General features: G+C 40.2%; 22 protein-coding genes. 18 read left to right on the top strand and 4 right to left on the bottom strand.

What is annotated here, in order from left to right:
- Nucleotides 1-50: 50 nt before the first annotated feature.
- Nucleotides 51-1391, bottom strand: coding sequence for a sodium-dependent transporter (locus SMSK597_RS13660; RefSeq protein ID WP_004238256.1), 1341 nt, complete (start codon nt 1389-1391; stop codon nt 51-53).
- A 349-nt stretch (nt 1392-1740) separates the two neighbouring features.
- On the opposite strand from SMSK597_RS13660, the gene SMSK597_RS09375 reads away from it, so the two are divergent.
- Entirely contained in the window at nt 1741-2481 is a 741-nt protein-coding gene (locus SMSK597_RS09375; RefSeq protein ID WP_000274781.1) for a MerR family transcriptional regulator, read from the top strand.
- A 41-nt stretch (nt 2482-2522) separates the two neighbouring features.
- Here the strand turns inward: SMSK597_RS09375 and SMSK597_RS09370 are convergent, their stop codons facing one another.
- Genes SMSK597_RS09370 through SMSK597_RS09360 form a run of 3 tightly spaced genes read right to left on the bottom strand, consistent with a single transcriptional unit; the run spans nt 2523 to nt 5168 of the window.
- Nucleotides 2523-3044 (bottom strand): DUF1697 domain-containing protein, encoded by a 522-nt coding sequence (locus SMSK597_RS09370; RefSeq protein WP_000400051.1) that lies wholly within the window; start codon nt 3042-3044, stop codon nt 2523-2525.
- A 48-nt stretch (nt 3045-3092) separates the two neighbouring features.
- Nucleotides 3093-4265 carry an aminoacetone oxidase gene (gene aao / locus SMSK597_RS09365; protein ID WP_000680041.1) on the bottom strand — a complete coding sequence of 391 codons (1173 nt, stop codon included), beginning with the start codon at nt 4263-4265 and terminating at the stop codon, nt 3093-3095.
- 57 nt (nt 4266-4322) lie between these two features.
- Nucleotides 4323-5168 carry a DegV family protein gene (locus SMSK597_RS09360; protein ID WP_000219930.1) on the bottom strand — a complete coding sequence of 282 codons (846 nt, stop codon included), beginning with the start codon at nt 5166-5168 and terminating at the stop codon, nt 4323-4325.
- Nucleotides 5169-5292: 124 nt separating this feature from the next.
- Here SMSK597_RS09360 and SMSK597_RS09355 point away from each other — a divergent pair, with 124 nt between their 5' ends.
- From SMSK597_RS09355 to SMSK597_RS09280, 17 genes are all read left to right on the top strand, one after another.
- Nucleotides 5293-5850 (top strand): TetR/AcrR family transcriptional regulator, encoded by a 558-nt coding sequence (locus SMSK597_RS09355; RefSeq protein ID WP_000004130.1) that lies wholly within the window; start codon nt 5293-5295, stop codon nt 5848-5850.
- A gap of 18 nt (nt 5851-5868) precedes the next feature.
- On the top strand, nt 5869-6336 hold the full coding sequence (locus tag SMSK597_RS09350) for a deoxycytidylate deaminase (protein WP_000136973.1): 468 nt from the start codon (nt 5869-5871) through the stop codon (nt 6334-6336).
- An 88-nt stretch (nt 6337-6424) separates the two neighbouring features.
- Nucleotides 6425-7054 (top strand): uracil phosphoribosyltransferase, encoded by a 630-nt coding sequence (gene upp / locus SMSK597_RS09345; RefSeq protein WP_000515974.1) that lies wholly within the window; start codon nt 6425-6427, stop codon nt 7052-7054.
- A 23-nt stretch (nt 7055-7077) separates the two neighbouring features.
- Complete coding sequence (locus SMSK597_RS09340; protein WP_000510544.1) at nt 7078-7431, top strand: hypothetical protein; 354 nt, start codon at nt 7078-7080, stop codon at nt 7429-7431.
- Between the two features lie 123 nt (nt 7432-7554).
- Complete coding sequence (clpP, locus tag SMSK597_RS09335; RefSeq protein ID WP_000613480.1) at nt 7555-8163, top strand: ATP-dependent Clp protease proteolytic subunit ClpP; 609 nt, start codon at nt 7555-7557, stop codon at nt 8161-8163.
- Nucleotides 8164-8241: 78 nt separating this feature from the next.
- The gene (locus SMSK597_RS09330; RefSeq protein WP_000462127.1) at nt 8242-8529 is read left to right on the top strand and encodes a YlbG family protein; all 288 of its coding nucleotides are present in this window, start codon (nt 8242-8244) and stop codon (nt 8527-8529) included.
- 66 nt (nt 8530-8595) lie between these two features.
- Entirely contained in the window at nt 8596-9756 is a 1161-nt protein-coding gene (locus SMSK597_RS09325; RefSeq protein ID WP_000726122.1) for an ABC transporter substrate-binding protein, read from the top strand.
- A 113-nt stretch (nt 9757-9869) separates the two neighbouring features.
- Complete coding sequence (locus tag SMSK597_RS09320; protein ID WP_000941427.1) at nt 9870-10739, top strand: branched-chain amino acid ABC transporter permease; 870 nt, start codon at nt 9870-9872, stop codon at nt 10737-10739.
- 3 nt (nt 10740-10742) lie between these two features.
- Nucleotides 10743-11699 carry a branched-chain amino acid ABC transporter permease gene (locus SMSK597_RS09315; protein ID WP_000662282.1) on the top strand — a complete coding sequence of 319 codons (957 nt, stop codon included), beginning with the start codon at nt 10743-10745 and terminating at the stop codon, nt 11697-11699.
- Nucleotides 11699-12463, top strand: coding sequence for an ABC transporter ATP-binding protein (locus tag SMSK597_RS0102765; protein WP_001185997.1), 765 nt, complete (start codon nt 11699-11701; stop codon nt 12461-12463). Before SMSK597_RS09315 ends, SMSK597_RS0102765 begins: the two co-directional genes overlap by 1 nt.
- Entirely contained in the window at nt 12463-13173 is a 711-nt protein-coding gene (locus tag SMSK597_RS09310) for an ABC transporter ATP-binding protein (RefSeq protein WP_000062200.1), read from the top strand. Before SMSK597_RS0102765 ends, SMSK597_RS09310 begins: the two co-directional genes overlap by 1 nt.
- A 364-nt stretch (nt 13174-13537) precedes the next feature.
- Complete coding sequence (locus SMSK597_RS09305; protein ID WP_000268668.1) at nt 13538-14194, top strand: CBS domain-containing protein; 657 nt, start codon at nt 13538-13540, stop codon at nt 14192-14194.
- A 107-nt stretch (nt 14195-14301) separates the two neighbouring features.
- A protein-coding gene (gene prfB / locus SMSK597_RS09300; protein WP_141553905.1) for a peptide chain release factor 2 occupies nt 14302-15397 on the top strand; the annotation gives its coding sequence in 2 pieces (ribosomal slippage) (nt 14302-14373 and nt 14375-15397; 1095 coding nt in all).
- A gap of 17 nt (nt 15398-15414) precedes the next feature.
- Nucleotides 15415-16107: a cell division ATP-binding protein FtsE gene (gene ftsE, locus SMSK597_RS09295; protein WP_000022265.1), complete on the top strand. Its 693-nt coding sequence runs from the start codon at nt 15415-15417 to the stop codon at nt 16105-16107.
- On the top strand, nt 16100-17026 hold the full coding sequence (gene ftsX / locus SMSK597_RS09290; protein WP_000625550.1) for a permease-like cell division protein FtsX: 927 nt from the start codon (nt 16100-16102) through the stop codon (nt 17024-17026). The genes ftsE and ftsX overlap by 8 nt, the downstream gene beginning before the upstream one ends.
- Before the next feature lie 408 nt (nt 17027-17434).
- Nucleotides 17435-19615 (top strand): PTS transporter subunit IIBC, encoded by a 2181-nt coding sequence (locus SMSK597_RS09285; protein ID WP_000974071.1) that lies wholly within the window; start codon nt 17435-17437, stop codon nt 19613-19615.
- 51 nt (nt 19616-19666) lie between these two features.
- The gene (locus SMSK597_RS09280) at nt 19667-20482 is read left to right on the top strand and encodes an endonuclease/exonuclease/phosphatase family protein (protein WP_000670819.1); all 816 of its coding nucleotides are present in this window, start codon (nt 19667-19669) and stop codon (nt 20480-20482) included.
- The last annotated feature ends 6 nt before the right edge of the window (nt 20483-20488 follow it).

Raw genomic sequence — 20488 nt, 5'->3', positions numbered from 1 at the left:
GCGGTTTGAATTTGATTTTCGAAGAGTATCACTACTCAAGTCCTTTTTGACTACACAAATTGGGCGATGAAGACCACGATGATGATAATTGGAATGATAAAACGAAGAAGGAAGAGCCAGACTTGGAAAAGTCCCTGTTTCCATGCTGTTTCATCTAGATGGAGTTCCTCCATAGCAAGAGCCTTTTTGAAGATGTAGCCTGTAAAAAGTGAAAGGCAGAGAGCACCAAATGGCATGAGGAGATTAGAAACCAAGAAGTCCATAGCGTCAAAGAAGGTCTTTCCAAAGATGTGAACATCCGCCATGACACCGTAAGAAAGGGCTGAAGGAATTCCAAAGACAAAGGTCAAGATTCCTAAAATAGTACTCCACTTGGCACGCTTGCTGTTGTCCTGATTGGTGATATTGCCTACATTGATTTCCAGCATCACGACAGAAGAAGTGACCGTCGCAAAGAGGAAGAGCAAGAGGAAGAGAATGTAGAAAATAGTTCCAAAAGGCATCTTGTCAAAGAGTTGAGGCAAGACGATAAAGAGCAGACTTGGTCCCCCTTCAGACTGGATATTGAAGGCTGACATGGCTGGGAAAATGGCTAATCCTGCCATGATGGATACCGAGATGTTCATGGCTACGATGGAAATCCCTGATTGAACCAGATTGGTTTTCTTGTCCAAGTAAGAAGCATAGGTCAGCATGGCTGTAACCCCTAGTGAGAGGGCAAAGAAAGATTGTCCCAGAGCATAGAGGAGACCTGCACTTGTTAGCTTAGAGAAGTCTGGTTTGAGGAAGTAAAGAACGCCTTCCGTGGCATTTGGCAAGCTGAGAGAGCGGCCGATGATGACGACAAAGATGATAAAGAGCAGGGGCATCATAACCTTAGATGCTCTTTCAATCCCTTTTTGAACACCGCGTGATACAATAAAGATATTCAATAGGATAAAGGCTGCTTGAGCTCCCAGGGCAATGGCTGGATTTGAAATGATTGAAGTAAATAACTGAGCATAATCACTCGTCCCAGCAAGTTGGAACAATTTCCCGAACTCAATACCCAGATAAACTAGAATCCATCCTCCAATAACACTGTAAAACGATAAAAGGATAAAAAGGGCAAAGGCACCAATCCAACCGATAAAGTTGTACTTGCTATTCTTGCCGAGTTTTCCAAAGGTTTTGATAGCTGAAACACCAGCACTTCGGCCGAGGGCAAATTCAGCTAGCAAAAGGGGGAAACCGATTAGAATAGTGGAAATGAGAAAGACCAGTAAAAAGCCTCCTCCACCGTTAGCAGCAGTCATGTAAGGGAATTTCCAAACGGCACCAAGTCCGATGGCTGAGCCAGCAGACGCTAGGATAAAGCCCAGTTTAGAACCCCATTGCGATTTTTCAGACATAGTTAAACTCCTAAAATTAGTGTTACAAAAGAAAAAGCTACTGCCCTTGGCAAATAGCCTCATCAGTACTCAAAGTGAGCGTTTCTTTTGATTGATAGACTTGACTATCCTATCATGTTTTCTAAGGTCTGTCAAGAAAACCATTTTCATGTTATGATAAAGTAAAAAATTTCGTAAAAACACTTGACTCTGACTTAAGGGGAGGGGTTATACTATCAATGTAATACTCTTCGAAAATCTCTTCAAACCACGTCAGCTTCCATTTGCAACCTCAAAACGGTGTTTTGAGCAGCCTGCGGCTAGCTTCCTAGTTTGCTCTTTGATTTTCATTGAGTATAAGGAGGAAATCATGTACCATATAAAAGAAGCTGCCCAGCTTTCAGGTGTTTCTGTCAAGACCCTACACCACTACGACAAGATAGGGCTTTTGGTTCCTTTAAAATCGGAAAACGGCTATCGAACCTACAGTCAGGAGGATTTGGAACGCCTTCAGGTTATTCTTTATTACAAATATCTAGGTTTTTCTTTAGAAAAAATAGCAGAGCTATTAAAGGAAGAAAGGACAGATTTATTGCCTCATTTGACCAGGCAGTTGGACTATTTGACTCGAGAAAGGGAACATCTGGATACCTTGATTTCAACCTTGCAGAAAACCATTCAAGAACAAAAAGGAGAAAAAGAAATGAGCATTCAAGAGAAATTTGCTGGATTTAACTACCAAGATCATCAAAAATACCACCAAGAGGCGGTAGAGAAATATGGACAAGAAGTGATGGACCAAGCGCTGGAGCGCCAAAAAGGTCACGAAGACGAAGCTACGGCTGCCTTCAACCAAGTTTTTCGAGCCTTGGCACAAAACCTTCAAGCTGGACTGCCTGTAACAGCAACAGAAAACCAAGAAGAAGCTGCCAAACTCTTGCAAGCTATTCGTACTTATGGATTTGACTGCTCCGTTGAAGTATTCGGTCATATCGGTAAAGGCTACGTCTACAACCCAGAATTTAAGGAAAACATTGACAAATTTGGACCTGGAACAGCCCAGTATACATCAGATGTCATTGCCCACTATGTCCAAACTCAGACAAAATAAAATCGGAGGAGTATTCTTCCGATTTTTACTAAATTCAAGCACTACTTGCTTAATAATTTTTCTACTACATTTAGTTTTCGCATGGTCAAATCTACATTAAAAAGCTTTTCAAGATAGTTGGTATGGAGTTTCTTTTGTTTTGCAGTTCTAGGGAGATAGAGGTAAAGACAATGGTTACCGATACAAATTTCTTCTTCACCGTAATCAATTTTCAATTTTTCTAAAGGGAGACTTTGAATAGATTCTTGATAAAAAATCACGTGTATACGGTCATAAAGATAGTGTTCTCCAAACGGGTTTTCTTGGACAATTTTTTTAAAATCACTTTTGTTCTTGATTACCATTTTTAAGTCAGCACCAATATTTTCATTTATTAGAGTATGGACACGTTCTCGTATTTTTTCTAAATCTAAGTCACTTTCAAGAATGATATTCCCACTTTGAATATAGGTTCGAACTTGTTGAAAACCAGCTTCTGTCAAGATATCTACTAGATAAGACATTTTAGGGATAGCATTTTTTCCATTAGGAGTAACTCCCCTTAACAAGATAATATGTTCCAAAGGACTTCCTTTCTTTTGGGGCTGATTGTTCCATTGAATAATTTAGATTTAGATTGGGTTTGTTCCCGCCACCCAGCCGGTACAGAGGGCAGAAGTGATGTTAAAGCCACCTGTGTGGGCGTTGATATCCAGTACCTCACCAGCAAAGTGGAGTCCAGGTACCAGTTTACTTTCAAGGGTTTTAGGATTGATTTCCTTGAGACTGACGCCACCCTTGGTAACAAATGACTTGGCAAGAGACATTTTACCAGTTACAGGAATTTTAAGTCCCTTGATAGACTGGAGCAGTTGTTCGCGTTCCTTTTCAGTCAGTTGTTTGACTTTTTCTGGATAGCCTTGCACAAAAAATTCTGCTAAACGTTCTGGTAACAAGGTTTTTAAGGCATTTTTCAAGGATTTTTCCCGATTTTCTTCTAGAAATGCAGCCAAGTCCTTCTCAGAAAGTTGAGGCAAAACATCTAGCGAGAGAACCTCCCCACCCTTGACAAAACTAGACATACGCAGGGCAGCAGGGCCTGACAAACCAAAGTGGGTAAAGAGCAAATCGTGAGTGATGACATGCTTACCATAGCTTAGGGTCACATCGTCCAGCGAAATACCCTGCAAGACCTTGTGTGGAAAATCTGTCAACAAAGGACTTTCAGCTGCCTCAAGCTCGGTGATGGTATGCTTAAAATGGCGGGCAATCTCGTGACCAAAACCAGTCGAACCAGTAGAAGGATAGGATTTCCCACCAGTTGTGACAATGAGTTTCTCACAAGTGAATGTTTGGTCTGTGGATTTAAGGATAAACTGATTTTCTACCTTTTTAACCGAAACAATTTCTGTTTGAGTGAGAACTTGTCCGCCTAGCTCAGCGATTTTCTTTTCCAAGGCTTCAATAATGGTACGAGACTTGTCACTAGCCGGAAAGACGCGGCCGTGGTCTTCGACCTTAAGTTTAACACCATTTTCTGTAAAAAAGTTAATGATATCATGGTTATCAAACTGGGAGAAGACACTGTAGAGAAAGCGGCCATTTCCAGGGATTCCAGCTAGTAGGTCATCTAGAGTTCCGTTGTTGGTTACATTGCAACGTCCCCCACCAGTCCCAGCTAATTTTTTTCCAAGTTTCCGATTTTTTTCGATGAGGAGGGTTTTATGTCCATAAAAGCTACTGGAAATCGTAGCCATCATGCCAGCAGGACCTCCACCGATGACAATAGTATCAAAATGTTTCATAGCTCTATTGTACCACAAAAAAACAAGAGATGAAGTCACCTCTTGTCAAGAATGCAATTAATCAATTTCATATCCCATCAGCAAACCACCATCTTCTGCATAGAAACTGCAGAGACCAGATGTTGGGAGAATTTTAATATCCGCCTGTGGGAAATTTTCACGGATTCGGTCTGAAAGCTGTTGGCAACATTTCTCGTTATTGCGTTGGGCCATGACAATACGGCCACCAGCATATCCTGCTTTCACTAACTCTTCATAGGCTGCCTGAATCGATTTCTTTGGTCCTCTTGCTTTTTGTAGCAATTCGAGAGTTCCAGTTTCACTAGCTTCTCCGACCATACGGATATTTAGAAGGCCAACGACCGTACCGATAAGCTTGCTTAAACGGCCATTTTTTACCAAGTTATCGACTTTAGCTAGGACAAAGAGCAACTTGGTTTTTTCTTGATAGGCAGTGATAGCTTCAACCACTTCTTCAAAAGACAATCCCTGGTCAATCAAGTCATTTAACTTTTCTACGAGTAAGTCAACTTCCCCACCAGCAGACAAACTATCAATCACATGAATCTTAGTATCAGGATGTTCTTCCAGATAAATATTCTTGGCTAGTTGAGCACTATTGTGACTGCCAGAAAGAGTACCTGTGATGGTTACTAGGAAAATGTTTTTGGCTTCTTCAAATGCTCGTAAATAATCATCTGGGCTTGGACAAGCTGATTTTGAAGCTTCTGCAGTTGCATACATGGTTTCCATCATTTGGTCAATGTCAAGACTGGCATCATCAACAAAGATCTGATCAGCTACTTGAATGGTTAAGGGAACACTTACAAAGGTCGTGTCAATAGCTGGTGTTGGCAGCTGACGATAATCACAACCAGAGTCAGCAATAATCTTCCAAGTCATAGAAATTCTCCATCTTTGTCAGTTATACATTGACAAAGGTTCTGTCTTTTTTTACAATTATATCATGAAAGCCCTTGAAACAAAAGCCTCATCCGTCTGTTGTGACAAGTAGAAAGAAAATGTTATGTCTGAACGTAGAATCTCTGAAAAGTCTCTTGAAAATCTCAGAAAATCAAACCAAGAATCCAATTTATTAACTAGAGAAGCCATCGAAACAGCCCTCTTGCAACTCTTGGAAAAAAAGGACTTGACCAAGATTAGTATTTCTGAATTGGTCAAACGTGCAGGCGTTTCGCGTGCGGCCTTTTACCGCAATTATGATTCCAAAGAGGAAATTTTAGAGAGCGTCTTTAAACGGAGTGTCCATAACATCATGGAACAGTTGCATCATTATGATTTAAAGATAGATCTTTATCTGGTCTGGGTTCACCTTTTCCGAGAGGCAAGAAAGGAAGCCAGAGTGATTCAACTTGCCTTAGATTACCATCTGGAAAAAATCTTTGTCCAAGCCATGCAGGAATTTCTAGAAAAATACCATGGGAAATCAAAAGGTGTCAGCTCTTATCTTCATTCCTTCTGGAGCTCAGCCATCGTCTCTGTCCTTCTAAAATGGATCAAGGATGGCATGAAGGTACCTGCTGAAAAGATAGCGGATTTACGGTTACCATTTTTTAAAAAATAGAGAAAAAGGAGAAGAGATATGACTGAAAAAAGACTAGCCTGGGATGAGTATTTTGCAGCCCAAGCTCTACTAATTGCCAATCGTTCCACTTGTAAACGTGCCAAAGTGGGCGCAATTCTGGTTAAGGATAATAAAGTTATTTCCACTGGTTACAATGGTTCGGTGTCAGGTACCGAGCATTGTATTGACCACGAATGTCTGGTCATTGAAGGTCACTGTGTTCGCACCCTTCACGCTGAGGTCAATGCTATCCTTCAAGGTGCTGAACGTGGTGTTCCCAAAGGTTTTACAGCCTATGTGACCCATTTTCCTTGTCTCAACTGTACCAAACAATTATTGCAGGTTGGTTGCAAGCGCGTGGTTTATATTAACCAGTACCGAATGGACGACTATGCCCAATACCTTTATCAAGAAAAAGGGACAGAATTGACCCATCTACCACTTGAGACAGTACAAGCAGCTCTTAAAGAGGCAGATTTAATGTAAAAATTATCAAAAATAAATGGTTTAGAAAGATTTTTAAACCGTTTTTTGGTATAATAAGAAGAATAAATTGAAAGAAGGAATTCCAAAAATGGGAAAAATTGAAGTTATTAATCACCCGCTGATTCAACACAAATTGTCAATCTTGCGTCGTACAGATACTTCTACAAAAGCTTTTCGTGAGCTAGTAGATGAGATTGCAATGTTGATGGGGTATGAAGTACTTCGTGATCTTCCACTAGAAGATGTGGAAATCGAAACACCAATTACAAAAACAGTTCAAAAACAATTGGCAGGTAAGAAATTGGCCATCGTTCCAATCTTGCGTGCAGGTATCGGGATGGTTGATGGTCTCTTGAGCTTGGTTCCAGCTGCTAAAGTTGGTCACATCGGTATGTACCGTGATGAAGAAACACTTCAACCAGTTGAATACTTGGTGAAATTACCTGAGGACATTGACCAACGTCAAATTTTTGTCGTAGACCCAATGTTGGCAACAGGTGGCTCAGCAATCTTGGCTGTTGACTCCCTTAAAAAACGTGGCGCATCAAATATCAAATTTGTCTGTCTTGTATCTGCTCCAGAAGGTGTAAAAGCCCTTCAAGAAGCTCATCCGGATGTAGAAATCTTTACAGCAGCCTTGGATGAACGTTTGAACGAACACGGTTATATCGTTCCAGGTCTTGGAGATGCTGGAGACCGCTTGTTCGGTACGAAATAAGAATAAGAAGAGAGAAATTTGATATGGGAATTGATTGGGAAGATATTTTAGGTGTAGAAGAAGAACTTGCTGAGGCTTACGATGATTTAGTTAATGAAGCCATGGATGATTATCTAGGTGAATCAGATGAATGGCAACGTGGGAATAACAACCATTATGTCGTTGGTGTTTGGAATGGGGAGAAAGTTCGTTTTAAACATAAATGGGGTAATCATGAATTTTCTGAACAAGAAATAAACGATTTACTAAGTGATAAAGTGATTCGATTTCCCTATACTATAAATAAAAGAGAACAAGATATCGTTGGAAAATTGGAACATTTAGAGTATAAAGGGAGAAAGTATGTTGGATTTTCTCCATCTAATTGGAAAAAATAATTTTTAGTATTTAATTTAAAAATTTGTTAGAAATAGAAATTTGACCTTTTTTGACCAAGATATTATAATAGTCTTATCTTCAGTCATTTGACCAACAAAAATAAAACTCAAAAGGAGAAATAAATGATTCCTGTAGTTATTGAACAAACAAGCCGTGGAGAACGTTCCTACGATATTTACTCACGTCTTCTTAAAGACCGCATCATTATGCTGACAGGTCCAGTTGAAGACAATATGGCTAACTCTGTTATTGCCCAATTGCTTTTTTTGGATGCCCAAGTTTTTTTGGATGCCCAAGATAGTACAAAAGATATTTACCTTTATGTAAACACACCTGGGGGTTCTGTTTCAGCTGGTTTGGCAATCGTTGATACCATGAACTTTATTAAGGCAGATGTCCAAACCATCGTTATGGGAATGGCCGCATCTATGGGGACGGTCATCGCATCAAGTGGAGCAAAAGGCAAACGTTTCATGCTTCCAAATGCTGAATACATGATTCACCAACCAATGGGTGGTACAGGTGGTGGTACTCAACAAACCGATATGGCGATCGCTGCAGAACACTTGCTCAAAACTCGTAATACCTTGGAAAAAATCTTGGCTGAAAATTCAGGTCAGTCAATCGAAAAAGTTCACGCAGATGCAGAACGCGATAACTGGATGAGTGCTCAAGAAACACTTGAATATGGCTTTATTGATGAAATCATGGCCAACAATTCATTGAATTAATGATGATAGAAGGCAAACTCGACTGGGTTTGCTTTTTTTGGTATAATAGGGAGAGATTTCTTAGAAAGAGGATTTACCATGTTTGAAAAAGTCAATCGATCTGGCTTGATTATCTATCTTTACTATAATCGTGATGCCAAAAAATTGCAGGATTATGGAGATATTACCTATCATTCCAAGAAACATCGTTACTTACAACTCTATGTTCCAACTCAAGAAGTGGAGCAATTGGTCGGGCGCTTGAGCAAGGAAAAATTTATAAAAAAAGTTAGAGTTTGTCATATCCAAGAGCTGGAAACACCCTTTGTGGGCAATCTTTATCGAGAGGAAAACGTTATCATCGAAAAAGTTCAAGAAAAGTGTTGACAATTTTCTGATAATTCGGTATATTCTTAACATGCTATTTATTTAAGAAATAAGGAGACAAAAAAGATGAAGAAAAAATTTGCCCTATCGTTTGTGGCGCTTGCAAGTGTAGCACTTCTTGCAGCCTGTGGAGAAGTGAAGTCTGGAGCGTCAAACGCTGCTGGTAACACAGTAGAGGAAAAGACAATCAAAATTGGATTTAACTTCGAAGAAACTGGTGCCGTAGCTGCCTACGGAACATCTGAACAAAAAGGTGCCCAACTTGCTGTTGACGAAATCAATGCTGCAGGTGGTATCGATGGAAAACAAATCGAAGTAGTCGATAAAGATAACAAGTCTGAAACAGCTGAGGCGGCTTCAGTAACAACTAACCTTGTAACCCAATCTAAGGTATCAGCAATCGTAGGACCTGCGACATCTGGTGCAACTGCAGCTGCGGTAGCGAACGCTACAAAAGCAGGTGTTCCATTGATTTCACCAAGTGCGACTCAAGATGGATTGACTAAAGGTCAAGATTACCTCTTTATTGGAACTTTCCAAGATAGCTTCCAAGGAAAAATTATTGCAAACTATGTTACTGATAAATTGCAAGCTAAGAAAGTCGTTCTTTACACTGACAATGCCAGTGACTATGCTAAAGGGATTGCCAAAGCCTTCCGTGAAGCTTACAAAGGTGAAATCGTTGCAGATGAAACTTTCGTAGCAGGCGACACAGACTTCCAAGCAGCCCTTACAAAAATGAAAGGGAAAGACTTTGATGCTATCATCGTCCCAGGTTACTACACTGAAGCTGGTAAAATTGTAAACCAAGCGCGTGGTATGGGAATTGACAAACCAATCGTTGGTGGTGATGGATTCAACGGTGAAGAGTTTGTACAACAAGCAACTGCTGAAAAAGCATCAAATATCTACTTTATCTCAGGCTTCTCAACTACTGTAGAAGTTTCAGCTAAAGCTAAAGCCTTCCTTGACGCATACCGTGCTAAGTACAATGAAGAGCCTTCAACATTTGCAGCCTTGGCTTATGACTCAGTTCACCTTGTAGCAAACGCAGCAAAAGGTGCTAAGAACTCTGGTGAAATCAAGGATAACCTTGCTAAAACAAAAGACTTTGAAGGTGTAACTGGTCAAACAAGCTTCGATGCAGACCACAACACAGTCAAAACTGCTTACATGATGACCATGAACAATGGTAAGGTTGAAGCAGCAGAAGTTGTAAAACCATAATAGAAAATGTTGAAATAGGGAATGAGCCTCGGACTCACTCCCTGTTTCGATGTTTAAGAACCTATCAAAAAGTGAGGGAAAACCCTCGGAATTAAATAGAAAGAGTGAATCTTATGCTCCAACAACTAGTAAATGGTTTGATTCTAGGTAGTGTTTATGCGCTGTTAGCCCTAGGATATACCATGGTTTACGGAATTATCAAGCTCATCAACTTCGCCCACGGTGATATTTATATGATGGGAGCCTTTATCGGTTATTTCTTGATCAATTCTTTCCAAATGAATTTCTTTGTAGCGCTTATTGTAGCCATGCTAGCGACAGCCATTCTTGGTGTCGTGATTGAGTTCCTTGCTTACCGACCTTTGCGCCACTCTACTCGTATTGCTGTTTTGATTACAGCTATTGGGGTTTCTTTCCTACTGGAGTATGGCATGGTCTATCTGGTTGGTGCCAATACCCGTGCCTTCCCTCAAGCGATTCAAACAGTTCGCTATGATTTGGGACCAGTTAGCCTAACAAACGTGCAGTTAATGATCTTGGCCATTTCCTTGATTTTGATGATTTTGTTACAGGTCATTGTCCAAAAGACCAAGATGGGGAAAGCCATGCGTGCAGTATCAGTAGATAGCGATGCGGCACAATTGATGGGGATCAATGTAAATCGTACTATCAGCTTTACCTTTGCTTTGGGTTCAGCTCTTGCGGGTGCGGCTGGTGTTCTGATTGCCCTTTATTATAACTCTCTTGAGCCTTTGATGGGGGTTACTCCAGGTCTTAAGTCTTTCGTTGCCGCAGTACTTGGCGGTATCGGAATCATTCCTGGTGCGGCTCTTGGTGGCTTTGTGATTGGTCTATTGGAAACCTTTGCGACAGCCTTTGGAATGTCAGACTTCCGTGATGCCATTGTTTATGGAATCTTGTTGTTGATCTTGATTGTCCGCCCAGCTGGTATCCTTGGTAAAAATGTGAAAGAGAAGGTGTAAACGATGAAGGAAAATTTAAAAGTTAATATTCTATGGTTACTCCTTTTGTTAGCTGGCTATGGCTTGATTAGTGTACTGGTTTCAGTCGGAGTACTCAATCTATTCTATGTACAGATTTTACAACAAATTGGAATTAATATTATTCTTGCTGTTGGTCTCAACTTAATCGTTGGTTTTTCAGGACAATTTTCACTTGGTCATGCTGGTTTCATGGCGATTGGTGCCTATGCTGCAGCTATTATTGGTTCTAAATCACCAACCTACGGTGCCTTCTTTGGAGCTATGATTATAGGCGCTTTGCTTTCAGGAGCAGTTGCCTTACTTGTCGGAATTCCAACCTTGCGTTTGAAGGGGGACTATCTTGCAGTAGCAACTCTAGGTGTTTCTGAAATTATCCGTATCTTTATCATCAATGGCGGAAGCCTTACAAATGGTGCGGCAGGTATCTTGGGAATTCCTAACTTTACAACTTGGCAAATGGTATACTTCTTTGTCGTGATTACAACCATTGCAACCTTGAACTTCTTGCGTAGTCCAATTGGACGTTCAACCCTATCCGTTCGTGAAGATGAAATCGCTGCAGAGTCAGTCGGTGTTAATACAACTAAAATTAAAATCATCGCTTTTGTCTTTGGTGCCATTACTGCAAGTATTGCAGGGTCACTTCAGGCAGGATTTATCGGCTCTGTTGTACCGAAAGATTACACCTTCATCAACTCAATCAACGTTTTGATCATTGTTGTATTTGGTGGACTTGGTTCCATTACAGGTGCCATTGTTTCAGCTATTGTTCTGGGAATTTTGAATATGCTTCTCCAAGATGTTGCTAGCGTGCGTATGATTATCTACGCTTTGGCCTTGGTATTGGTAATGATTTTCAGACCAGGTGGACTTCTTGGAACATGGGAATTGAGCCTATCACGTTTCTTTAAAAAATCTAAGAAGGAGGAACAAAACTAATGGCATTACTTGAAGTAAAACAGTTAACCAAACATTTTGGCGGTCTAACAGCTGTTGGAGATGTGACTCTTGAATTGAACGAAGGGGAACTGGTTGGACTAATCGGTCCAAACGGAGCTGGGAAAACCACTCTTTTCAACCTCTTGACGGGTGTTTATGAACCAAGCGAGGGAACAGTAACCCTAGATGGTCACCTTTTAAATGGGAAGTCACCTTATAAGATTGCCTCTTTGGGACTTGGACGTACTTTCCAAAATATCCGTCTCTTTAAAGATTTAACAGTTTTGGATAATGTTTTGATTGCTTTTGGCAATCATCACAAACAACATGTTTTTGCTAGTTTCTTACGCTTACCAGCTTTTTACAAGAGTGAAAAAGAATTAAAGGCTAAGGCTTTGGAATTGTTGAAAATCTTTGATTTAGATGGTGATGCAGAGACTCTTGCTAAAAATCTTGCCTACGGACAACAACGTCGTTTGGAAATTGTTCGTGCCCTCGCTACGGAACCTAAAATTCTCTTCTTAGATGAACCAGCGGCAGGTATGAACCCACAAGAAACAGCCGAATTGACTGAGTTAATTCGTCGTATCAAAGATGAATTTAAGATTACGATCATGCTGATTGAACACGATATGAATCTGGTCATGGAAGTAACAGAACGCATCTATGTACTTGAATACGGTCGTTTGATTGCTCAAGGAACTCCAGACGAAATTAAAACCAATAAACGCGTTATCGAAGCTTATCTAGGAGGTGAAGCCTAATGTCTATGTTAAAAGTTGATAATCTTTCTGTGCATTACGGCATGATCCAGGCAGTCCGTGATGTAAGCTTTGAAGTGAATGAAGGAGAAGTTGTTTCTCTTATCGGTGCCAATGGTGCAGGTAAGACAACTATTCTCCGTACCTTGTCTGGTTTGGTTAGACCAAGTTCAGGAAAGATTGAATTTTTAGGTCAAGAAATCCAAAAAATGCCAGCTCAGAAAATCGTGGCAGGTGGTCTTTCACAAGTACCAGAAGGACGCCACGTCTTTCCTGGCTTGACTGTTATGGAAAATCTTGAAATGGGAGCTTTCTTAAAGAAAAATCGTGAAGAAAATCAAGCTAACTTGAAGAAGGTTTTCTCACGCTTTCCTCGTCTTGAAGAACGCAAGAACCAAGATGCAGCTACTCTTTCAGGAGGAGAACAACAAATGCTTGCCATGGGACGCGCTCTTATGTCAACACCAAAACTTCTTCTTTTAGATGAACCATCAATGGGACTTGCCCCAATCTTTATTCAAGAGATCTTTGATATCATTCAAGATATTCAGAAGCAAGGAACAACCGTCCTCTTGATTGAACAAAATGCCAATAAGGCACTCGCAATCTCTGACCGAGGCTATGTGTTGGAAACAGGGAAAATCGTCCTATCAGGAACAGGAAAAGAACTCGCCTCATCAGAAGAAGTCAGAAAAGCATATCTAGGTGGCTAAAACAATCCAGTGGATTGTTTTAGTCGGCAGATGAAGATTGCGTAAGCAATCTTCGCATAGTCTGGGAGACTAGTTTAGGTTGCAAATGAAGATTACGAAGTAATCATCATTATAGTCCGGGGGACCTTTTTAGTCGGCGGATGAAGATTGCGAAGCAATTCTCATCTGCACTGGAAGGTTAGCTTCTGATAATTGAAATAAAATCGAATGAAGCGTACCTATCCTTCATTCACAGAGCTCGATTTTAGAGCTCTTTTTGCTAGCTTATTCATACTTTTCTGAATTTTGAAAAAGAAATGTAAGCGTTTGATAGATTTACAAAAAGATTGTATAATAGGGATAAGAATAGAAAAGGAGAAGTCTCATGGCAGTTAAAGATTTTATGACCCGCAAGGTAGTTTATATTAGTCCAGATACAACAGTATCTCATGCAGCAGATTTGATGAGAGAGCAAGGGTTGCACCGCTTGCCTGTTATCGAAAATGATCAATTGGTTGGTTTGGTAACTGAAGGAACCATTGCCCAAGCTAGTCCATCTAAAGCAACAAGTCTTTCTATCTATGAGATGAATTATCTTCTAAATAAGACAAAAGTAAAAGATGTCATGATTCGCGATGTTGTCACTGTTTCAGGCTATGCGAGTCTAGAGGATGCAACTTATCTGATGTTGAAAAACAAGATTGGTATTCTTCCTGTCGTAGATAATCATCAAGTATACGGAGTTATTACGGACCGTGACGTTTTCCAAGCCTTTCTTGAAATTGCTGGTTATGGAGAAGAAGGAATTCGTGTGCGCTTTGTTACGGAAAATGAAGTTGGTGTCCTCGGAAAGATTGTTTCTTTGATTGCAGAAGAAAATTTGAATATCTCGCATACAGTCAATATTCCGCGTAAAGATGGTAAGGTGATTATCGAAGTTCAAATCGATGGCTCAATTGATTTACCAGCCTTGAAAGAAAAATTTGAATCAGAGAATATTCAAGTAGAAGAAATTACTCGTACTTCAGCAAAAGTCTTGTAAGAAGGGAAGCCGAAAGGCTTCTTTTTTCATAAAAAAGGGATTATAGCAAAAGATGGAAAGAAATGATAAAATATGCTATAATGAAATGATATAAAAAAGGAGTATTTATGGACATTTCAGTAATCCGTCAAAAAATTGACGCAAATCGTGAAAAATTAGCTTCTTTCAGGGGGTCTCTTTGACCTAGAAGGTCTAGAGGAAGAGATTGCCATCTTGGAAAATAAGATGACAGAACCTGATTTTTGGAACGATAATATCGCGGCCCAAAAAACGTCGCAAGAATTAAATGAATTAAAAAACACCTACAACACCTTCCAAAAAATGGAAGAGTTACAGGATGAAGTCGAAATTTTATTAGACTTTTTAGCTGAAGATGAGTCGGTGCATGAAGAATTGGTTGAGCAGTTATCAGAACTTGATAAGATGATGACCAGTTACGAGATGACCTTGCTCTTGTCAGAACCTTATGACCATAATAATGCGATTTTGGAAATCCATCCAGGATCCGGTGGTACTGAGGCTCAGGACTGGGGTGATATGTTGCTTCGTATGTACACTCGCTATGGAAATGCTAAAGGCTTTAAAGTGGAAGTATTGGATTACCAAGCAGGAGATGAAGCTGGTATTAAGTCGGTAACCTTATCATTTGAAGGACCTAATGCCTATGGTCTTCTCAAGTCGGAAATGGGTGTACACCGTTTGGTGCGAATCTCGCCATTTGACTCTGCCAAACGTCGCCATACCTCTTTCACATCGGTGGAAGTAATGCCAGAATTGGATGATACCATTGAAGTGGAAATCCGGGAAGATGACATCAAGATGGATACCTTCCGTTCAGGTGGTGCCGGTGGACAAAACGTCAACAAGGTTTCAACAGGTGTACGTTTAACCCACATTCCAACTGGAATTGTTGTCCAATCAACAGTGGATCGGACCCAGTATGGAAATAGAGATCGAGCTATGAAGATGTTGCAGGCTAAGCTCTATCAAATGGAGCAAGAGAAGAAAGCTGCGGAGGTAGATTCCCTCAAGGGTGAGAAAAAAGAAATCACATGGGGAAGCCAAATCCGTTCGTATGTCTTCACGCCTTATACTATGGTAAAAGATCATCGAACTAGCTTTGAAGTTGCTCAGGTAGATAAGGTTATGGACGGAGACCTAGATGGTTTTATCGATGCCTATCTCAAGTGGCGAATCAGCTAAGAAAGAAAGGAACTCACATGTCAATCATTGAAATGAGAGATGTCGTCAAAAAATACGACAACGGAACGACTGCCCTACGCGGTGTTTCGGTCAGCGTTCAACCGGGAGAATTTGCTTACATTGTAGGACCTTCAGGAGCAGGGAAGTCAACCTTCATTCGTTCTCTATATCGTGAAGTAAAAATCGATAAAGGAAGCCTATCAGTTGCTGGTTTTAATCTGGTTAAGATCAAAAAGAAAGACGTCCCGCTTCTACGTCGTAGTGTTGGGGTTGTCTTCCAGGATTATAAACTCTTGCCAAAGAAAACTGTCTATGAAAATATTGCTTACGCTATGGAAGTAATCGGGGAAAATCGCCGTAATATCAAAAAACGTGTGATGGAAGTTTTAGACTTGGTTGGGTTGAAGCACAAGGTTCGTTCTTTCCCAAATGAGCTCTCAGGTGGAGAGCAACAGCGGATTGCGATTGCACGTGCCATTGTAAATAATCCCAAAGTATTGATAGCCGATGAACCAACAGGAAACCTGGACCCGGATAATTCATGGGAAATTATGAATCTCTTGGAACGGATTAACCTACAAGGGACAACTATTTTGATGGCGACTCATAATAGCCAGATTGTAAATACCTTGCGCCACCGTGTCATTGCCATTGAAAATGGCCGTGTCGTTCGTGACGAATCAAAAGGAGAGTATGGATACGATGATTAGTAGATTTTTTCGCCATTTATTTGAATCACTAAAAAGTTTGAAACGAAATGGTTGGATGACAGTGGCTGCTGTCAGCTCAGTCATGATTACTTTGACCTTGGTTGCCATATTTGCTTCTGTTATTTTCAATACAGCGAAACTAGCTACAGATATTGAAAATAATGTTCGAGTGATGGTTTATATTCGAAAGGATGTAGCTGATAATAGCGAGACTATTGAAAAAGAAGGTCAAACTGTTACAAATAATGACTACCACAAGGTATACAATGCTTTGAAGGGGATGTCTACTGTTAAGAGTGTTACTTTTTCAAGTAAAGAAGAACAATATGAAAAATTAACCGAGACAATGGGTGACAACTGGAAAATCTTTGAAGGAGATGCTAATCCTCTCTATGATGCCTATATCGTTGATACCAATACGCCAAGTGATGTAAAAACTGTGGCTGAAGATGCTAAAAAAATTGAAGGTGTGTCTGAGGTTCAGGATGGTGGTGCCAATACAGAACGCCTATTCCAACTAGCATCATTTATTCGTGTTTGGGGATTAGTTATTGCAGGACTTTTGATTTTCATTGCAGTTTTCTTGATTTCAAATACCATTCGTATTACCATTATTTCTCGCAGTCGTGAAATTCAAATCATGCGCTTGGTTGGTGCTAAGAACAGTTATATCCGTGGACCTTTCTTACTTGAAGGTGCCTTCATTGGTTTGCTTGGAGCAACTGCGCCATCAGTGTTGGTCTTTATTGTTTATCGAATGGTTTACCAATCTGTCAACAAATCGTTGGTCGGACAAAATCTTTCTATGATTGCGCCAGAGGTATTTACTCCTCTGATGATTGCCCTATTATTTGTGATTGGAATTTTCATTGGTTCACTGGGATCAGGAATTTCCATGCGTCGATTCTTGAAGATTTAGATAAATAGCTACTTTTATGAGGAGATTAAGTGATCTCCTTTTTTTGCTACAAGAGTTTTTGAAAAGGGAGTTCTAATACTCAATGAAAATCAAAGAGCAAACTAGGTAGCTCGCCAAAGAATGCTCAAAATACTGTTTTGAGGTTGTAGAAAGTCAGTCACATATATATACGGTAAGACGACGTGACGTGGTTTGAAGAGATTTTCGAAGTGTATCAAGAAGTCCCCCAGAGAAGACTTCTTGATAGCTAACTTGAACTTGAAATTTAGCACCTAGAAAATTTTTGAAAAAAGAGGATTTTTTTGAATAAAAGCCTTTACAAAAAAAATTAAAGTGGTATAATTAAATCATAAAAGGTGCAAACGTTTTCGTAAAACGTTTGCCTAAATAAAAATAAAGGAGATTTGAATGATGAAAGATACATTCAAAAATGTCTTGTCTTTCGAATTTTGGCAAAAATTCGGTAAGGCTTTGATGGTGGTTATCGCGGTTATGCCGGCTGCTGGTTTGATGATTTCAATCGGTAAGTCTATCGTGATGATTAACCCAACCTTTGCACCACTCGTTATTACTGGTGGTGTACTAGAGCAAATCGGTTGGGGAGTTATCGTTAACCTTCATATCTTGTTCGCCCTCGCTATTGGAGGAAGCTGGGCTAAAGAACGTGCTGGTGGTGCTTTCGCCGCTGGTCTTGCCTTCATCTTGATTAACCGTATCACTGGTACAATCTTTGGTGTATCAGGCGATATGTTAAAAAATCCAGATGCTATGGTAACTACTCTCTTTGGTGGTTCAATCAAAGTTGCTGATTACTTTATCAGTGTTCTTGAAGCTCCAGCCTTGAACATGGGTGTCTTCGTAGGGATTATTTCTGGTTTTATTGGGGCAACTGCTTACAACAAATACTACAACTTCCGTAAGCTTCCTGATGCACTTTCATTCTTTAACGGAAAACGTTTTGTACCGTTTGTAGTTATTCTTCGTTCAATAATTGCTGCAATTGTACTTGCTGCTTTCTGGCCACTTGTGCAAACTGGTATCAATAGCTTTGGTATCTGGATTGCCAACTCACAAGAAACTGCTCCAATTCTTGCACCATTCTTGTATGGTACATTGGAACGTTTGCTCTTGCCATTTGGTCTTCACCACATGTTGACTATCCCAATGAACTACACAGCTCTTGGTGGTACTTATGATGTCTTAACTGGTGCAGCTAAAGGTAGTCAAGTATTTGGTCAAGACCCACTATGGCTTGCATGGGTAACAGACCTTGTTAACCTTAAAGGTACAGATGCAAGTCACTACCAACAATTGTTAGATACTGTTCACCCAGCTCGTTTCAAAGTTGGACAAATGATCGGTTCATTCGGTATCTTGATGGGTGTAATTGTGGCTATCTACCGTAATGTTGATGCTGACAAGAAACACAAATACAAAGGTATGATGATTGCGACAGCTCTTGCAACATTCTTGACAGGGGTTACTGAACCAATCGAATACATGTTCATGTTTGTAGCAACACCTATGTATCTTGTTTACTCACTTGTTCAAGGTGCTGCCTTCGCTATGGCTGACGTTGTAAACCTACGTATGCACTCATTCGGTTCAATCGAGTTCTTGACTCGTACACCTATTGCAATCAGTGCTGGTATCGGTATGGATATCATTAACTTCATTTGGGTAACTGTTCTCTTTGCTGTAATCATGTACTTTATCGCAAACTTCATGATTCAAAAATTCAACTACGCAACTCCAGGGCGTAACGGAAACTACGAAACTGCTGAAGGTTCAGAAGAATCTAGCAGCGAAGTGAAAGTTGCAGCAGGTTCTCAAGCTGTAAACATTATTAACCTTCTTGGTGGACGTGCAAACATCGTTGATGTTGATGCATGTATGACTCGTCTTCGTGTAACTGTTAAAGATGCAGATAAAGTAGGAAATGCAGAGCAATGGAAAGCAGAAGGAGCTATGGGTCTTGTCATGAAAGGACAAGGGGTTCAAGCTATCTACGGACCAAAAGCTGACGTATTGAAATCTGATATCCAAGATATCCTTGATTCAGGTGAAATCATTCCTGAAACTCTTCCAAGCCAAATGACTGAAGCACAACAAAACACTGTTCACTTCAAAGGTCTTACTGAGGAAGTTTACTCAGTAGCAGACGGTCAAGTTGTTGCTTTGGAACAAGTAAAAGATCCAGTATTTGCTCAAAAAATGATGGGTGATGGATTTGCAGTAGAACCTGCAAATGGAAACATTGTATCTCCAGTTTCAGGTACTGTATCAAGCATCTTCCCAACAAAACATGCTCTTGGTATTGTGACTGAAGCAGGTCTTGAAGTATTGGTTCACATTGGTTTGGACACAGTGAGTCTTGAAGGTAAACCATTTACAGTTCATGTTGCTGAAGGACAAAAAGTTGCAGCAGGAGATCTCCTTGTCACAGCTGACTTGGATGCTATCCGTGCAGCAGGACGTGAAACTTCAACAGTAGTTGTCTTCACAAATGGTGATGCAATTAAATCAGTTAAATTAGAAAAAACAGGTTCTCTTGCAGCTAAAACAGCAGTTGCTAAAGTAGAATTGTAATATACTTGAGGTTGGAAGCTGTATTCCAACCTCTTATTTTGGGAGAAAAGCATGAAATTTTTAACACTCAATACTCACAGTTGGATGGAGAAAGAAGCAGAGGAAAAATTCCAGATTTTGCTTGAGGATATTCTTGAAAAGGACTATGATTTGATTTGTTTCCAAGAAATCAATCAGGAGATCACATCTCCAGAGGTGGAGGTCAATGATCTTTATAAATCTTTGCCAGCAGCTGAGCCTATTCACCAAGATCACTATGTTAGACTCTTGGTTGAAAAGTTGTCTGAGCAAGGGAAAAATTACTACTGGACTTGGGCCTATAACCATATCGGTTATGATCGCTACCATGAAGGTGTAGCTATCTTGTCTAAAACACCTATTGAAGCCAGAGAAATTTTAGTTTCAGATGTGGATGATCCAACAGACTATCATACTCGTCGTGTTGCCTTGGCTGAAACTGCAGTTGATGGTAAGGAGCTTGCAGTTGCAAGTGTCCACCTTTCTTGGTGGGATAAAGGTTTCCAAGAAGAATGGGCACGATTTGAGGCTGTCTTGAAAGAATTGAACAAGCCGCTTTTGCTAGCTGGAGATTTCAATAATCCAGCTGGTCAGGAAGGCTACCAAGCTATTTTAGCTAGTCCATTAGGATTACAAGACGCCTTTGAAGTTGCTCAAGAGAAAAGCGGTAGCTATACCGTTCCACCAGAAATTGATGGCTGGAAGGGGAATACAGAACCCCTTCGAATCGATTATGTCTTTACTACCAAAGAGTTAGCGGTGGAAAATTTACATGTCGTATTTGATGGTAACAAGAGTCCGCAAGTGAGTGATCACTATGGCTTGAATGCTATTTTAAACTGGAAATAATAACTG

The sequence above is a fragment of the Streptococcus mitis SK597 genome, from assembly GCF_000148545.1.
GTDB lineage: Bacteria > Bacillota > Bacilli > Lactobacillales > Streptococcaceae > Streptococcus > Streptococcus mitis_C.
This window is presented reverse-complemented; position numbering and strand designations above follow the sequence as displayed.

Excerpts from the sequence above, each read along its gene's own strand:
- SMSK597_RS09320 (WP_000941427.1), top strand. The coding sequence starts at position 9,870 with ATGCTCCAACAACTAGTAAATGGTTTGATTCTAGGTAGTGTTTATGCG.
- aao (WP_000680041.1), bottom strand. The coding sequence starts at position 4,265 with ATGAAACATTTTGATACTATTGTCATCGGTGGAGGTCCTGCTGGCATG.
- SMSK597_RS09315 (WP_000662282.1), top strand. The coding sequence starts at position 10,743 with ATGAAGGAAAATTTAAAAGTTAATATTCTATGGTTACTCCTTTTGTTA.
- ftsE (WP_000022265.1), top strand. The coding sequence starts at position 15,415 with ATGTCAATCATTGAAATGAGAGATGTCGTCAAAAAATACGACAACGGA.
- SMSK597_RS09360 (WP_000219930.1), bottom strand. The coding sequence starts at position 5,168 with ATGACTTGGAAGATTATTGCTGACTCTGGTTGTGATTATCGTCAGCTG.
- SMSK597_RS09325 (WP_000726122.1), top strand. The coding sequence starts at position 8,596 with ATGAAGAAAAAATTTGCCCTATCGTTTGTGGCGCTTGCAAGTGTAGCA.
- SMSK597_RS09355 (WP_000004130.1), top strand. The coding sequence starts at position 5,293 with ATGTCTGAACGTAGAATCTCTGAAAAGTCTCTTGAAAATCTCAGAAAA.
- SMSK597_RS09305 (WP_000268668.1), top strand. The coding sequence starts at position 13,538 with ATGGCAGTTAAAGATTTTATGACCCGCAAGGTAGTTTATATTAGTCCA.
- ftsX (WP_000625550.1), top strand. The coding sequence starts at position 16,100 with ATGATTAGTAGATTTTTTCGCCATTTATTTGAATCACTAAAAAGTTTG.
- SMSK597_RS13660 (WP_004238256.1), bottom strand. The coding sequence starts at position 1,391 with ATGTCTGAAAAATCGCAATGGGGTTCTAAACTGGGCTTTATCCTAGCG.
- SMSK597_RS09285 (WP_000974071.1), top strand. The coding sequence starts at position 17,435 with ATGATGAAAGATACATTCAAAAATGTCTTGTCTTTCGAATTTTGGCAA.
- SMSK597_RS09340 (WP_000510544.1), top strand. The coding sequence starts at position 7,078 with ATGGGAATTGATTGGGAAGATATTTTAGGTGTAGAAGAAGAACTTGCT.
- SMSK597_RS09310 (WP_000062200.1), top strand. The coding sequence starts at position 12,463 with ATGTCTATGTTAAAAGTTGATAATCTTTCTGTGCATTACGGCATGATC.
- SMSK597_RS09280 (WP_000670819.1), top strand. The coding sequence starts at position 19,667 with ATGAAATTTTTAACACTCAATACTCACAGTTGGATGGAGAAAGAAGCA.
- SMSK597_RS0102765 (WP_001185997.1), top strand. The coding sequence starts at position 11,699 with ATGGCATTACTTGAAGTAAAACAGTTAACCAAACATTTTGGCGGTCTA.
- SMSK597_RS09350 (WP_000136973.1), top strand. The coding sequence starts at position 5,869 with ATGACTGAAAAAAGACTAGCCTGGGATGAGTATTTTGCAGCCCAAGCT.
- SMSK597_RS09375 (WP_000274781.1), top strand. The coding sequence starts at position 1,741 with ATGTACCATATAAAAGAAGCTGCCCAGCTTTCAGGTGTTTCTGTCAAG.
- upp (WP_000515974.1), top strand. The coding sequence starts at position 6,425 with ATGGGAAAAATTGAAGTTATTAATCACCCGCTGATTCAACACAAATTG.
- clpP (WP_000613480.1), top strand. The coding sequence starts at position 7,555 with ATGATTCCTGTAGTTATTGAACAAACAAGCCGTGGAGAACGTTCCTAC.
- SMSK597_RS09330 (WP_000462127.1), top strand. The coding sequence starts at position 8,242 with ATGTTTGAAAAAGTCAATCGATCTGGCTTGATTATCTATCTTTACTAT.